We start from the raw sequence: 14217 nt of genomic DNA on the forward strand, positions 1-14217 counted from the left end.
CCAACACCGTTCGGGGCGCACGGCTGAGCAGCAGTCTTGGAAACAAGACTCACTCCCGCTCAGTCTCTAGGAACGGTACGTGGAGTCTCCCGCGGTGGTGGCCGAGCGCGAGCAGATTCGCCTCGCACATGATCTGGGGCAGCTCGTCTACGACCGTCGTATGGCGCTTGGGCTGACGAGTTCCGAGCTGGGGCAGCGGCTCGGAATGTCTGCCGACGAAGTCGAGGCCATCGAGCTGGGTGGGGTTCTGCCGGTCTCCTCCGATCTCCTGGCGAGGCTCGCTGCGGCGCTGGATGTTGCGGTCGACCTGCACGTGGTCCCTGAGGGTCGCAACACGGTGGCTTTCGTCGCACGTGCTGCCTAGCTGACGGCACGCTGCCGGTCCACGGGATGTTCCTTGGACCGGCAGTGGGGCCCTCCAGGAAGATCGGCGGGTGGAAAACGAGCCCGCCGGGGCGTTCCGGCTCATCCGGGCGAACCGGCCGTTCCGCGTGGTGTGGACCGCCCGCTCGGTTTCCTTCCTCGGCGACTCACTCAGCCTCGTGGCCCTGATGCTGTACGTCGCGGACTCCACCGGGCAGGCCCTGGCGGTGGCGCTGCTGCTCCTCGTCGGCGACTTCGCACCGGCGTTGCTCGGGCCGCTGACGGGCGCGATCACTGACCGGTTCGCCCACAAGCGGGTCATGGTGACCTGTGACCTGTGACCTGTGAGCTGGTGCAGGCAGGGTTGATGGCGTTGATCGCGCTCTGGATGCCTTCGCTGCCCGTACTGCTGGTGCTCGTCGGGCTGCGCGCGATCGCGGGCCAGATCTTCCAGCCCGCCTCGCGCGCCATCGTGCCCGCCCTCGTACGCGACCGTGACCTCGAAGGCGCCAACGCAGCCGTGGGGCTGGGCACCAACGGTGGCGAGACGCTGGGCCCGCTGGTCGCAGCCCTGCTCCTGCCGCTGCTGGACGTACGCGGTGTGCTCCTTGTCGACGCCGGTACTTTCCTGCTGTCGGCCGCCCTGCTGGTCATGTTGCCTGCGGCTCGGCCAGCGGCGTCGGCCTCTGACGCGGCCGCGAGGACTACGACGATGTGGAGCGATGCGAAGGACGGGCTGCGCTACATCGTGACCACTCCGCTGCTGCGGGCGATCGGGCTCGGCTTCTTCGCCGTGGTTGCCTTCAACGCGATCGACGACGTGGCCCTGGTCTTCCTGGCCAAGGACACCCTGCACGGCGGCGACTCGGCGGTCGGCCTGCTGCTGGCGGCGGTCGGCATCGGGCTGTTCGCCGGGTACGCGCTGCTCGGCGGCAGCCGGGGGCCGAAGCTGTCGATGACCGTACTGCTGCTGGTGGGCTTCGCGGTGAGCAGTGCGGGCAACCTGCTGACCGGCCTGGCCTGGTCGGTGGCCGCCGCGTTCGCCGTGCAGGCGACGCGCGACCTCGGCATCGCGGCGATGGATGTGGCCACCAACACCCTGATCCAGCGCACGGTGCCGACGGCTCTCCCTGGGAACGAGGGCGGTTTAGCTCGATCGTGTGATGGTCGGCTTCCGGGCTTGCGGCGTCCTGGGCCGTCCGGGTTAACGTGATCGTGTGATCTGGGACGCCGGGTACGGCGCCGGCGTGCGGGGCCCCTGCTCCACCGGAGTGATGGTTCAGGGCTTCCCCGTCGCCTCTGGCCGTACCGATTTGGCCGGATCGCGCAGGGAACCGACCTCCCGGGCCCGGACCACGCACAGGATGCGTGTCGCCGCCCCGGGGTTGAGTACGCCGGGGACCAGTGCGCCCAAGACCGTTCGGGGCGTGCGGCTGAGCGGGCTCACTCCTGCTCAGTCAAGAGGAACGGTACTGCTGGACCTCACGGCACCGCCGGTGGCCTTTTTTGCGGCGGGTACGGGGGGGCTTGATCGCGACCGTGGCAGCGGCGGTCGCCCTGCGCCGGGCTGGGTAGTGACGGGTGGGCGGCGGGCACGCGGCAGCTGGGGGTGGACCGTTCCCTGGCGGCGATCGCCGAACGGTTCGGGCCAGGTCCGAGTCAGCCGGCGGCGGCATCGTGCTCGCTCATGCGGAGCGATGGCGGCGGGCCCCGGCCAGCACCCAGAGGGCGAAGCCGCAGATGACCGCGAAGCCGATGGCGGCGCCCGTGGTGGCGCGGAGTGTGCCCAGTTGGACCGAGGCCACGCCGACCGCTACCACCGGCACCGAGAAACCGGCGTAGGCGGCGGTGAACAGTGCGGAGGTCACGGCGGCGCGCTGTTCCGTCGGGGAGATTCGGTTCACGGTCGCCTGCCCGCCGATGAAGACCAGGCCCACAGCCGTACCGCCCAGCACCGTGCCCACCAGAAATGCCGGCAGGCTGGCATGGGCGAAAGCGAGCACGATCACCGCCAGCGCCAGGGGGAGCACCAACAGGCCCCCGCCGAGGGCGTGCCGGTCGGCGAGCCTGCGTGCCCGCAGCTCGGCTGTCGCCGCGACGCCGAAGAGCAGGAAGACGACCGCCCCGCCGAGCGCATGACTCGTCCAGTGCAGGTCGTTGCCGAGGAACGACGGGATCAGCCCGACGAAGAGCCCCAGGACGAAGAAGCCGGAGAACACCCCCATCGCCGCAGGCAGGAACTCCGCCCGGATCGCGGCCGGAAGCCCGACGTCGAGGCGGGGCGCGATCCGCCGGTCCCGCGCGGCCACCGTCTCCGGGACCAGCGCGAGCGCGACGGCCGCGAGCGTGAGAAGTCCCAGGTAGACGGCGTAGACCAGGCGCGTGGGTGCTGGGGCGTACTCGCTCAGGAAGCCGGAGAGGAGCGGGCCGAGACCGAGGCCGATCATGGTCGCGGAGGTCGCCACCACCGCAGCCCGGCGCGCGTTCCGGCCCGGCTCCAGCTCGCTCAGCCCGGCGGTCGCCGGGGCCACCACGAGACCGATGGCCAGGCCGGAGACCAGCCGGGCCAGGCACAGCATGAGGACGTTCTCCGCGGCGAGGAAGAGCGCCGCGCTCGCCGCCGTCAGCACCAGTGCCGCGCCGATCACGGGCCGCCGGCCCAGGTGGTCGGAGGCCCTGCCGAAGAAGAGCAGTGACACCAGCACGCCGACGGCGTACACACCGAAGATCACCGTGGTGAGGTCGGGTCTGAAGCCGAAGAGGGACTCGTAAACGACATAGAGAGGGGTTGGGATGTTCGCGCCGGCCAGCACCACCACAAGGATCCCGGCCAGCAGCGCGAAGTCCCGGCTCCGCCGCCCGGCCGTCACGACCACGTCGACCTCCTGGTCTGCCCGAGGTGAGGAAAGTCCGCGCCCAGCATCTCCCTGCTGTTCGGACTCCGCAAACGCCTCACACGCGGTGTTCCGGCGTCCGCCGCACTGACCCAGACCCTGCTGACGGCCTCCGCCCGCACCGTCCGACCCGGGCCCAGGCCAAGTACCGCTTCCGCTCAGAGGGCCAGATGCATGATGTGCAGGCCGACGTAACCCTTCGTCGGGTGCCGGAAGCCCTCCGGGAGTGTGCCCAGTACCTCGAAGCCGAGCGACCGGTACAGCTTCACCGCATACTCGTTCGTCTCCACGACCGCGTTGAACTGCATCGCCCGGTACCCCGCCGCGCGCGCCCAGTCCACCGTGTACTCGCACAGCGCGCGGCCCACGCCCTGCCCCCCGTGCGCCGGGTCCACCATGTAACTGGCACTCGCGATGTGCGAGCCATTGCCCATGTGGTTGCGGTTCATCTTTGCCGTACCGAGGACCACACCCGCGTCGTCCACGTCGACGACCGTACGGTTCGGCGCCGACAGCAACCACCAGTCGCGGCCGTCCTCCTCGCTCAAGTCGAGCGGAAACGTGAAGGTCTCGCCCTCGGTGACGATCTGTTGGAAGAACGGCCAGATGGCGGGCCAGTCCTCCGTTGTGGCTTCTCTGATCAGCATGTGGACAGGATGCCGGTGCGCGCAGCGGCGCCGCCAACTCATTTCAACTGCCTCACGGCCAAATCCAGGCCCGCGCCCGGTGCGAGTTGGGCCCTCGGGCCCACGCCAGGCGCACCTACCCGCTTCTACCGTCTCCCACGACCGGAATCACTGGCACCACCCCACGAGAGACGGGAGTGCGGACCGTGACACGGACCCGACGGGACCGCGGCGCCACCGCAGTCGACTACCTCGGCATGGTGGTCGTGGTCGTCGCGCTCATCGCCGGGATCTCCGCGACCGGCATCAGCGGCGCCATCACCGGCGGCCTGCAGACCGCCCTCTGCCGCCTCTTCGGCGGCGACTGCGGCAGCGGCCCCGAAGCAGCAGGCAAGCCGGGCAAGCAGGACAAGGACTACGAGCCCACGCTCTGCAACACCTCCACCGTCGAGGAGAAGGCAGGCGCCGAGGCGAAGATCGCCTGGTTCTCGTTCGGCAGCGAATACGGCTTCCAGGAGCAGGAGTTCAAGACTCCCGACGGCAAGACCAAGGTCTTCCTCACCTTCACCGACGCCGCCTCCGTCGGCGTCAAAGGCTCCCCGAAAGTCGGCGCGAGGATAGGAAAGCTCGGCGGCGAGAAGGTCGAACTCGGCGCCGGAATCAAGGTCACCAACGGCGACACCTGGCTGTTCAACAGCAAGGAAGAGGCCAAAGAGCTACGCGACGACGTCGAACGCCTCAAAGCCCTTGAGATGTCGAACCGCCACTCCGCCGCGCACGGCGGCTCCGCAGGCAACGGCCTGCTGGCCATCTTCGGCAAGGGCCCCATCGCCGAGGAAGCGAACCTCCGCGACAAGCTCAACAAGCGCCTCGGCGACCAGCACATCAGCTTCGGCAGGATCAGCCTCGAAGGTACGGGCGACCTCGCGCTGAAGAAGGCGCAGAAGAGCGAGAACGGCCTCGGCCTCCAGCTCGGCGGCAAGCTCAAGATCGCCCCCGAGGCGACCATCACCAACAACAACGCCACTCAGCCGCCGACGAAGGGCTACACCTACCAGTTCCAGCTGGAGTACGCCGGTACGGCCGACCTCACCTTCGGGCCCCTCAGCGACAAAGTGGAGAAGGGCCGGATCCGCACCGGAACGATGACGGTAATGCGCTACGCGGACGGGTCGGTCGCCCGGATCGACATCACCCAGTCCATCGAGACCCGCAGGACTGAGAACGGCAAGATCACCGGAGACCGGAACGCCGGCAGCGGAGACACGGACGCCGCCGGGAAGCCGAAGAAGGACAAGGCCAGTGCGCAGAGCACGGACAAGGACCGGGAGACGCACGTCGTCACCAACAGCCTGACGTTCCCACCACCCGGGGACGCGGCGACGGAGAGCGATCCGCGCAAGGCCAAGGAGGTCAGGGACAATCGCGAGACCGTCGAGAACTGGCTGGACGGCTCCGGCGGCAACACCGCCCCCTTCACTTACCTCTTCGGCGATCGCGCACCGGACCGGATGCCGGCCGACGCGGCCGACGCATTCGGCCGGCTGATGTTCCGGGACGGGATATCGAGCTACCAGCGGTTCACCGGCTCGGTCTCCGCCGAGGAGTACGGATTCGAGGTCAACCTCGGCCTCAGCCTCGGCGCGAAGCTCAGCTTCGAGAACAGCGACATGAAGCTGGAGGAGGCGAAGTTCCTGGGCGCCCCGAAGGCCGACGGGACCAGGGCGTACACGCCCTACAGCTACTGTGCGAACTGACCCCGGGCGAACGGGAGGAGAGACGCGATGTCACGTACGTACAGGTACTCGTACGCGAGGACGCTCGCGGCGGCGGCCGCGATCGGTGTGCTCGGCGTACTGACCGGATGCGGCGCGCCCGAGGACGGCCCGTCCGGAGCCGGCGACGCACGCCAGAAGCTGCAAGCCGGTGCGGTCTCGCTCTCCTACCCCCAGGGATGGACGGAACTGCCCGCCGGCGGCAGAGGCAAGGCCGATGCCGCCGCCGTGCTGGTGGAGGGTACGGGCAAGAACCGGGACGAGGTCGCCAAGGTGGCCGTACAGCTGCGCTTCATGAAGGCGGGCGACGCGGGCACGGCGGCGGCGGGAGCGATGGCTTCGGTGCAGCCGGGGGCCAAGATCAAGGGCAACAAGCAGTTCCGGATCGGGGACCGGGATGCCGAACGGATCGACTACACGTACGCAGCCGGCACCGCCAAGGGCGGAGAACGAGTCCGCGGCGTCGATGTCGTGACGATGGACCCCGACGACGAGCCGGTGCTCGTACGGATCAACTCCACCGGGGACGCCCTGTCCGACGCGGAGATCAACCGCATCGTCGACAGTGTCGCGATCGCCGGATGACTGCCCAGCCGGCTAGCCGGCAGCCATCCCCGCGTACGGGTCCGGATCGCCCGTGTCCGGGTTCAGCCCGGCCTGCCAGCGCCGCTGCTCCTCGCGCCAGTGCACGAAGCGCGGCGGGGCCCCGTCCCAGAAGACGAGGCTGACCGGGCACTCCTCGAAGTCGTCGAGGAAGAGCCTGCGCAGGAACTCGGCCATGCCGTACGGATGCACCGTGAACGTCGACGACGTATGGCGGCCGACCACCAGCACCGGCCAGCGGTCCGGATCGTCGTCCGTGGTCAGCCAGCACAGGATGTCCGGACCGGCCGTGACACCCCAGGCCAGGATGGCGGCGGGGTCGATGTCGAGGGGGCTCCGACCGCCCTCGGCCTCCCAGGTGTAGCGGGCGTTCGCCGTCTCGCTCGCCATGGAGCCGGGCTCCCACTGGGGGCCTTGCTCCGGCAGCGGCAGCAGTACGCCCGCCTCGCCGTTGATCCCGCCGCCGCCGTAGGTCGCCATGAACGCCATGTAGTCGGCCGGGAAGCGGGTGTTCCAGAGGGCCTCGGCGGCCTCCCAGTCGACCTGCTCGTCGGTTCCGTGCACCGGCGGCATGAGCTCGGTCAGCGCCCTGACGTGTGGGTTTTCCCCCATTGCCGCTACCCCTCTCCGTGCCCGCGCGCCTCGGTACAGCGCGGTCAACAATGCCGTACGCACTCTGCGCCGCCGGGCCCGGCCCCCGAATGACTGGGCCCTGGGGCCCATGTTCCCGGAGCGTCCGCTTCCGTACAGTGCCGCGAAACCAGCGCACCCGCGAAAGGCGGCCACCCCATGCGCAGCAGCTCGCAGGAAACCCACCCCTGGCAGCGACGCAGCCGCAGCCGCACCGCGCGGGCCCCGGCCTTCTTCGCGCTGATGCGGGCCTGGGCCGCCGGGATCGTGGTCCTGCTGCTCAGTCAGTACATGCTCTGGAGCGCCGTCACCGAACCACTCTCCACGGCGGAACACACCGGCGCCTTCGGCTGGCGGCTGCTGCTCTTCCACCTGCCGACGCTGCTGTGCGCGTTCCTCGCCACCCTCGCCGCGTCCCGCATCCACCCGGAACCCCACCGCGACCGACCCGTCCCGCACCTGGTGGCCGGCCTGACCGTCCCGCTGGCGAACCGGGCCGCGGACATGGCCCTGAACTGGCGGGTGCTGTCGGTGGAGGGCATCGCTGCCCCCACGGCAGCGGTGCTGGCGGGGTGCGCGATCGCGGTGGTGCTGGATCTGGCGATGGACGGTGGCCGGCAGTAGGGCCGAACGGTGTTGATTTGAGACCGGGGTCGGGCCGCCCGAGATCCCGGCGGCCCTAATCGACACTCACGCGTACCCCGGGCCGCAGGCCCCAGCGTTCCATCGCGCCCGCCTCCGCCTCCAGCACATGCCGTGACCGCAGCCGCGGCAGGCCGAGCCGTCCGGGCTGCATGGACCGTACGGCGATGACGTTCAACCCCCGGTCCAGGTACGCGACATCGATCGCGAAGCGCATCCGGAACGTGTGCACACTGCCCGCGGGGGTCAGCAGGATCGCCCCGTCGATGCCGTCGCGGCCGAGCAGCCCGCGGGTTCTGGCGCGGTAGGAGGCCGCGATCTCCAGCCGTATGTGTCCGTCTCCGGCGTCCTGCCCGGCGATCGTCAGCTTGCCCGTGCCGTCCTGCCGGCGCTGCCTCATGGCCCCAGCTCCTCCTGTCGAACGTCGAACGTCGGATGCGGGGGCGAGCGTACGCCCGTCGGCCACGGTCGGCAGGTCAGGCGTGTCCGCCGACCGTCACCCTCGCGCCCTCCAGCCGCAGCCCCACCGAGAGTTCCGCCGCGGACAGCACCTGCGCGTGCGCGCCGAGCATGGCGCCGGTGACCTCTGCGGGGGTGGTCTTCCCGGCCGGGGGCGTGAGCGACTGCCGGGTGAGGCGACGGGCGTTGGCTGCGGTCCAGGACACCGTGGTTGTCGTCATGCGGTGACGGTAGATGCCATATAGGTCAGATACTGGCCTCCGGGCCCCGCTCCGGGCCCGCTCCGGGCCCGCTCCGGGCCCGCTCCGGGCCCCGCTCCGGGCCCCTGGGCCCATGACCCGTGGCGCGCCGGTCCCTATGGTCTGAGCGTGCACCTGCTGCTGATCGTCCTCGCCGCCGGCTTCGGCGCGGCCGCCGGCCTGCTGCTGCCGCGTGCGGCGTACCGGCTCGCCGTCGAGCCGGACCTCCCGTGGCGTACGGAGTGCCCGGCCGGCCACCCGCTCACGGGCCCGGCCGCGGGATGGCTGGGCCCCGCGCGCTGCCGCCCCTGTGCGGCGGCCCCGCCCCCCGCCCTGCCCGACCAGGGCCGGTACGGCGTGCGGCCGGCCGCCGCGGCCCTGCTCACCGGCGGTGTGTGTGCGGCGCTCGCCGCGGCCGCCGGGGCCGTGCCCGAGGTGGTCGTGTGGGTGCTGCTCGCGCCGGTCGTCGTGCTGCTCGCCCTGGTCGACCGCGCCGTGCACCGGCTGCCCGACGCCCTCACCCTCCCGCTGGCCGCCGCGGCCGCGACGCTCCTGGGGGTCGCCGCGCTGGTGCCCGGCGCCGCCGGGTCCTGGCGGCCGGCACTGCTCGGCGGGCTCGCCCTCGGCTGCGCGTACTTCGTACTGTTTCTGATCAACCCGAACGGCATGGGCTTCGGCGACGTCAAGCTGGCGCTCGCGCTGGGGGTAGCTCTTGGGTGGTACGGGTGGGGGGTATTGCTCGTCGGAGCCTTCGCGGGCTTCCTGTACGGCGCCGTGTACGGGCTCGGCCTTGTGCTGCGGGGCCGGGCGGGCCGTAAGACGGCGATGCCCTTCGGCCCGTCCATGGCCGCGGGGGCGTTCACCGGGCTGCTGCTGGGCGCACTCGGGACGTAATCCCGGTGAGTCGGTGCATGCCGCACCGCATGCGAAGGGTTATGGTGGAAACCCCCCCTCGGGCCGGTCCGTATCCCCCCCACGGACCGGCCCGTTTTTTCTGCTCACGTTTCTGTGGGCCGGCTGTGGAGCTGCTGCCGGCCCCGCCCGGTGTCAGCCCCGCCCGGCCCAGATGTTCGTACCCGGGGTGGACACCGCGAACGAGTCGATCTCCGTCAGCTCCTCGTCCCTGAGCTTGGCACCGGCCAGCGCCGCAACGTTCTCCTCGAGCTGCTTCACGCTCGACGCGCCGATCAGCGCCGAGGTCATCCGCTCGTCCCGCAGCACCCAGGTGAGCGCGAGCTGGGCCAGCGACTGGCCGCGGCGCTGCGCGATGTCGTTCAGCCCGTTCAGCCGGCGCAGGACCTCGTCCGACAGCAGCTCCGGGTCCAGCGACTTGCCCTGCGTGGCGCGCGAGCCCTCCGGGATGCCCTTCAGGTACTTGCCGGTGAGCAGTCCCTGTGCGAGCGGTACGAAGGAGATGCAGCCCATGCCGGCCTCCTCCAGCGTGTCGAGCAGGCTGTCGTCCTCCGTCCAGCGGTTGATCATGGAGTACGAGGGCTGGTGGATGAGCGCGGGGACTCCCATCTCCTTCAGCAGCCGGGCCGCTTCCGCCGTCTGCTCGGAGTTGTAGGAGGAGACGCCGACGTACAGCGCCTTGCCCTGCTGCACGGCGGACGCCAGCGCGCCCATCGTCTCCTCGAGCGGCGTTTCCGGGTCGAAGCGGTGCGAGTAGAAGATGTCGACGTAGTCGAGACCCATTCGGCCGAGCGAGGCGTCGAGTGAGGACAGCAGGTACTTGCGGGAGCCCCATTCGCCGTACGGCCCGGGGTGCATCAGATAGCCGGCCTTGGTCGAAATGAGCAGCTCGTCCCGGTATGCCGAGAAGTCCTGTGCGAACATCTTGCCGAAGTTCAGCTCGGCGGAGCCGGGCGGCGGACCGTAGTTGTTCGCCAGGTCGAAGTGCGTCACACCCAGGTCGAACGCCCGGCGCAGGATCTCGCGCTGGGAGTCCAGCGTCCGGTCGTCGCCGAAGTTGTGCCAGAGGCCGAGGGAGATGGCGGGGAGCTTCAGGCCACTGCGCCCGGTGCGCCGGTACTCCATGGAGTCGTAGCGCGCGGCGTCCGCCCGGTAAAGGCTGGGGAGAGAGGATTCAGTCACGCTTCCCTCCCTATCACGGACTTGTGACACACCTGGGTTGGGCCGCTGACAGCCGTGCGCAGTAGTGTGGCGGCCTCGGGGGACAGACTGACATTCCACGCTGACATCGCACGGAGTCATTGCACGGAGGGGCTGGAAGATCGTGAACCTGCGCGACCTGGTGTACGGGCTCTACGCACGCCGGGTGGAAGGCCGACTCGACCACGCCCAGGTGCCCAAGCACATCGGCGTCATCCTCGACGGCAACCGGCGCTGGGCGAAGGCGTCCGGCGGTACGACCGAGCAGGGCCACCAGGCCGGCGCGGACAAGATCCTGGAAATGCTGGGCTGGTGTGACGAGACCGACGTCGAGGTCGTCACCCTCTGGATGCTGTCCACGGACAACCTCGACCGGCCCGAGGAGGAGCTCCGCCCGCTCCTCGGCATCATCGAGAACACGGTCCGCAACCTCGCCGCCGACGGCCGCTGGCGGGTGCACCACGTGGGCACGCTCGATCTGCTGCCCGCCCGCACCCAGTCCGTACTGAAGGAGGCCGAACAGGCCACCGTCGGCAACAGCGGAATACTCGTCAACGTGGCCGTGGGGTACGGCGGCCGTCAGGAGATCGCCGACGCCGTGCGCTCGCTCCTCCTGGAGCACGCCGACAAGGGCACCTCCTTCGAGGAGCTCGCCGAGATCATCGACGTCGAGCACATCTCGGAGCACCTCTACACCCGCGGCCAGCCGGACCCGGATCTGGTCATCCGTACCAGCGGCGAGCAGCGCCTGTCCGGCTTCATGCTCTGGCAGAGCGCGCACTCCGAGTACTACTTCTGCGAAGTCTTCTGGCCGGCCTTCCGCAAGGTGGACTTCCTCCGCGCCCTGCGCGACTACGCGGCCCGCCACCGCCGCTACGGCTCCTAGTCTAGGGGGTGTCCGGCCGATCATGCCGGGCTCCCGTCGCCTCGCACGCACATCTGCCGCGTTGGCCAAATCCACCCATAGCTCCGCTATGGCCGAATCCGGCCGCCTTGCAGCTGCGCTCGGCATCCGGAGGATGAATCAAAGAGCCGAGACGGAGCGAGCGGAGCGAGTGCAGTGCACCAGCCGCCGCTCGCTGATCCGGCCTGATCGACCGGACACCCCCAAGCCCTGCACCCCACCAGCCCCGGCGCCTTCACCAGCCGTTCACGAACCGTCCGTCATATGCCATGGCATGGCGGCGCGTGTTCGAGGGAATACCCCTTCCAGGTCGACGTCCGAAAAGCACCGTCGGAGGACGTCGCATCTCAGTGGACGGCATGGGGTCGTCCGCCCGGGAGGCCCTTTGCACCAGGACGACCGTGTGGTTCGCACGAACCTCGTGGACGCGACGGAGGGCCGGCGCTCGGCCCGCGCATCGTGGCCTGAGCCCGGTCCTACTGCCCGCGACGCCGTCGCACCCCGACCTCATCCGAGGGGGTACGTCCTTCCGTGGTGACCAGCACAAAGCGCCGCATGCCCGACAGGCGCACCTACGTTCTCGACACCAGCGTCCTGCTGGCCGACCCGAACGCCGTGACCCGCTTCGACGAGCACGAGGTCGTGCTCCCGATCGTCGTCATCACGGAGTTGGAGGCCAAGAGGCACCATCCGGAGCTCGGCTACTTCGCCCGGCAGGCACTGCGCCTTCTGGACGACTTCCGTATCCGGTACGGCCGTCTCGACGCCCCCATCCCTCTCGGGGATCTGGGCGGCTCGCTGCGCGTCGAGCTCAACCACTCCGATCCCGGCGTGCTTCCGGCCGGCTTCCGTTTGGGGGACAACGACTCACGGATTCTCGCGGTCGCACGCAATCTGCAGGCCGAGGGGTACGACGTCACGGTCGTGTCGAAAGACCTTCCGCTGCGCATCAAGGCCTCGTCGGTCGGCCTGCTCGCCGAGGAGTACCGGGCCGAACTCGCCATCACCGACTCCGGCTGGACCGGTATGAGCGAACTGGCGCTCTCGGCGGAGCAGGTGGACCTCCTCTACTCCGAGGACACGCTGTACGTGCCGGAGGCGAGCGAAATGCCCGTCCACACCGGCCTGGTGCTCCAGTCCGAGCGCGGCAAGGCCCTCGGCCGTATCACGGCCGAGGGAAATGTCCGGCTCGTCCGCGGGGACCGCGAGGCCTTCGGCATCCATGGCCGCAGCGCCGAGCAGCGCATCGCGCTCGACCTGCTCCTCGACCCCGACATCGGCATCGTCTCGATGGGCGGCCGGGCGGGTACGGGCAAGTCCGCGCTGGCGCTGTGCGCGGGGCTCGAAGCCGTACTGGAGCGCAGGCAGCACCAGAAGGTGATGGTCTTCCGGCCGCTGTACGCGGTGGGCGGGCAGGAGCTCGGATACCTCCCCGGCACCGAGGCCGAGAAGATGAGCCCCTGGGCGCAGGCGGTGTTCGACACCCTCTCCGCCGTGGCCGGCCGTGAAGTGATCGAGGAGGTACTGGGGCGCGGCATGCTCGAGGTGCTGCCGCTCACGCACATCCGGGGCCGCTCGCTGCACGACGCGTTCGTGATCGTCGACGAGGCGCAGTCCCTGGAACGGAACGTCCTGCTGACCGTTCTGTCCCGGATCGGGGCGAACTCCCGAGTCGTACTGACCCATGACGTCGCCCAGCGCGACAACCTCAGGGTCGGCCGGTACGACGGAGTGGTCGCCGTGGTCGAGAAGTTGAAGGGGCATCCGCTCTTCGCGCATGTCACCCTCACCCGCTCGGAGCGCTCGCAGATCGCCGCGCTCGTGACCGAAATGCTGGAGGAAGGTTAGATCGTCCCCTTTGCGTAGAGAAGCCTCTACGCAAAAGGGGCAAGGCAGTTGGCGCCGCCCGGCAAAGCGCAGGAGCTTAGCCGGGCGGCGCCGCGTTGCGCGCCCCTTTCCGTAAAACAGCTGGGACAAACGAGGTGTGAGGTTTCACACGCAACGGAGAATTGCTTCGTGGCGTCGGCTTCCGGCAGAGTCTTGCTTCCGTCAGGCCCCGCATACGGCACACCTGTACCTCCAGAGGTACGGAGCACCACACAACTCAACAGCCGTTAGCCGTATGCCGCCCGAGCACCACGCGGCAATCCCCGCAAGGGAGTTGCCCACGGGCCCGCGCCTCCAGTGACCAGTCGCAATCGGAGGCCAGCGCCAGGGGCACGATTGCGTCCGCGAGGTCACCGCTGCGGAAGCTGCTGGAAGGACACAGTGTGAGCCGGATCTCGGTCCGGGGATTCGCCGTGGCATCTGCCACTGCGGTCACCACAGTCGGCGCCGTCGTGGGTGTTGCCTCGGGCAACACCCAGCCCTCGAACGACCTCGAGGCGACCGCAGCCGGCACGACTCTCCTCACAGACATACCCGTTGGCGAGCAGGCGCAGGTCCAGACCGCGTCTCTGACCCAGCAGGCCGACGCCCAGGCTGCCGCCGCGGACACCGCGGCGAAGAAGTCCGCCGAGGAGGCCGCGCGACTGCAGGCCGCCAAGGACGCCAAGGCGAAGAAGGAAGCCGCCGAGGAGAAGGCCGAGCGCGAGCGCGAGGCGAAGGAAGCCGAGCAGGCTGCCAGCCGCTCCGCGGCCCGCGACGCGTCCACGTTCTCGGTGCAGAGCTCGTACACCGTCGAGCAGGTCAAGGCCATCGCGCGCCAGATGGTGCCGGCCGACCAGTTCCAGTGCTTCAGTAACATCGTGAACCACGAGTCCACCTGGAACTACCGCGCGGAGAACCCGTCCTCGGGCGCCTACGGTCTCGTCCAGGCGCTGCCCGCCTCCAAGATGGCCTCCGCGGGCGCCGACTGGCGGACCAACCCGGCGACCCAGATCAAGTGGGGCCTCAACTACATGGACAGCCGCTACGGCAGCCCGTGCGGTGCCTGGAGCTTCTGGCAGGCCAACAACTGGTACTAGGTCC

Annotated in this window: 16 protein-coding genes; 10 read left to right on the forward strand and 6 right to left on the reverse strand. The window is 69.7% G+C overall.

The features are described 5' to 3' along the window. The first annotated feature begins 79 nt into the window (after positions 1 to 79). The 3 genes from NLX86_RS22100 to NLX86_RS22110 all read left to right on the forward strand — a co-directional run bounded on the left by NLX86_RS22100 (position 80) and on the right by NLX86_RS22110 (position 1576). A complete protein-coding gene (locus NLX86_RS22100; RefSeq protein ID WP_254373497.1) occupies positions 80 to 364 on the forward strand; it encodes a helix-turn-helix domain-containing protein in 285 nt (94 codons plus the stop codon). Positions 365 to 434: 70 nt separating this feature from the next. Then, positions 435 to 704: an MFS transporter gene (locus tag NLX86_RS22105; protein WP_254373498.1), complete on the forward strand. Its 270-nt coding sequence runs from the start codon at positions 435 to 437 to the stop codon at positions 702 to 704. Further along, the gene (locus NLX86_RS22110) at positions 701 to 1576 is read left to right on the forward strand and encodes an MFS transporter (RefSeq protein WP_254373499.1); all 876 of its coding nucleotides are present in this window, start codon (positions 701 to 703) and stop codon (positions 1574 to 1576) included. The genes NLX86_RS22105 and NLX86_RS22110 overlap by 4 nt, the downstream gene beginning before the upstream one ends. 472 nt (positions 1577 to 2048) lie before the next feature. Here the strand turns inward: NLX86_RS22110 and NLX86_RS22115 are convergent, their stop codons facing one another. Together NLX86_RS22115 and NLX86_RS22120 are read right to left on the reverse strand one after the other, a co-directional pair. Continuing rightward, positions 2049 to 3239, reverse strand: a complete 1191-nt coding sequence (locus NLX86_RS22115) for an MFS transporter (RefSeq protein WP_254373500.1) — start codon at positions 3237 to 3239, stop codon at positions 2049 to 2051. Between the two features lie 176 nt (positions 3240 to 3415). Next, the gene (locus NLX86_RS22120; protein WP_254373501.1) at positions 3416 to 3904 is read right to left on the reverse strand and encodes a GNAT family N-acetyltransferase; all 489 of its coding nucleotides are present in this window, start codon (positions 3902 to 3904) and stop codon (positions 3416 to 3418) included. Between the two features lie 185 nt (positions 3905 to 4089). On the opposite strand from NLX86_RS22120, the gene NLX86_RS22125 reads away from it, so the two are divergent. Both NLX86_RS22125 and NLX86_RS22130 read left to right on the forward strand, forming a co-directional pair. Beyond that, the gene (locus NLX86_RS22125) at positions 4090 to 5640 is read left to right on the forward strand and encodes a hypothetical protein (RefSeq protein WP_254373502.1); all 1551 of its coding nucleotides are present in this window, start codon (positions 4090 to 4092) and stop codon (positions 5638 to 5640) included. A 27-nt stretch (positions 5641 to 5667) separates the two neighbouring features. Beyond that, positions 5668 to 6243, forward strand: a complete 576-nt coding sequence (locus NLX86_RS22130) for a hypothetical protein (RefSeq protein ID WP_254373503.1) — start codon at positions 5668 to 5670, stop codon at positions 6241 to 6243. A gap of 12 nt (positions 6244 to 6255) precedes the next feature. On the opposite strand, the gene NLX86_RS22135 is transcribed toward NLX86_RS22130, so the two are convergent. Beyond that, complete coding sequence (locus tag NLX86_RS22135) at positions 6256 to 6873, reverse strand: SMI1/KNR4 family protein (protein ID WP_254373504.1); 618 nt, start codon at positions 6871 to 6873, stop codon at positions 6256 to 6258. Positions 6874 to 7050: 177 nt separating this feature from the next. On the opposite strand from NLX86_RS22135, the gene NLX86_RS22140 reads away from it, so the two are divergent. After that, positions 7051 to 7515: a hypothetical protein gene (locus NLX86_RS22140; protein ID WP_254373505.1), complete on the forward strand. Its 465-nt coding sequence runs from the start codon at positions 7051 to 7053 to the stop codon at positions 7513 to 7515. A 55-nt stretch (positions 7516 to 7570) separates the two neighbouring features. Here the strand turns inward: NLX86_RS22140 and NLX86_RS22145 are convergent, their stop codons facing one another. Both NLX86_RS22145 and NLX86_RS22150 read right to left on the reverse strand, forming a co-directional pair. After that, complete coding sequence (locus NLX86_RS22145) at positions 7571 to 7933, reverse strand: DUF192 domain-containing protein (RefSeq protein ID WP_254373506.1); 363 nt, start codon at positions 7931 to 7933, stop codon at positions 7571 to 7573. Positions 7934 to 8009: 76 nt separating this feature from the next. Continuing rightward, positions 8010 to 8213, reverse strand: coding sequence for a hypothetical protein (locus tag NLX86_RS22150; protein WP_374213930.1), 204 nt, complete (start codon positions 8211 to 8213; stop codon positions 8010 to 8012). A 147-nt stretch (positions 8214 to 8360) separates the two neighbouring features. Between NLX86_RS22150 and NLX86_RS22155 the strand changes: the two genes are divergently transcribed. Beyond that, entirely contained in the window at positions 8361 to 9125 is a 765-nt protein-coding gene (locus NLX86_RS22155; RefSeq protein WP_254373507.1) for an A24 family peptidase, read from the forward strand. Positions 9126 to 9278: 153 nt separating this feature from the next. Here the strand turns inward: NLX86_RS22155 and mgrA are convergent, their stop codons facing one another. Next, entirely contained in the window at positions 9279 to 10325 is a 1047-nt protein-coding gene (gene mgrA / locus NLX86_RS22160; RefSeq protein ID WP_308409626.1) for an L-glyceraldehyde 3-phosphate reductase, read from the reverse strand. Positions 10326 to 10467: 142 nt separating this feature from the next. Here mgrA and NLX86_RS22165 point away from each other — a divergent pair, with 142 nt between their 5' ends. From NLX86_RS22165 to NLX86_RS22175, 3 genes are all read left to right on the forward strand, one after another. Then, positions 10468 to 11229: an isoprenyl transferase gene (locus tag NLX86_RS22165; RefSeq protein ID WP_254373508.1), complete on the forward strand. Its 762-nt coding sequence runs from the start codon at positions 10468 to 10470 to the stop codon at positions 11227 to 11229. Positions 11230 to 11778: 549 nt separating this feature from the next. Then, a complete protein-coding gene (locus tag NLX86_RS22170; RefSeq protein ID WP_254373509.1) occupies positions 11779 to 13095 on the forward strand; it encodes a PhoH family protein in 1317 nt (438 codons plus the stop codon). 422 nt (positions 13096 to 13517) lie between these two features. Further along, positions 13518 to 14213 carry a transglycosylase SLT domain-containing protein gene (locus NLX86_RS22175; protein ID WP_254373510.1) on the forward strand — a complete coding sequence of 232 codons (696 nt, stop codon included), beginning with the start codon at positions 13518 to 13520 and terminating at the stop codon, positions 14211 to 14213. The last annotated feature ends 4 nt before the right edge of the window (positions 14214 to 14217 follow it).

Source organism: Streptomyces sp. A3M-1-3, assembly GCF_024213665.1.
GTDB lineage: Bacteria > Actinomycetota > Actinomycetes > Streptomycetales > Streptomycetaceae > Streptomyces.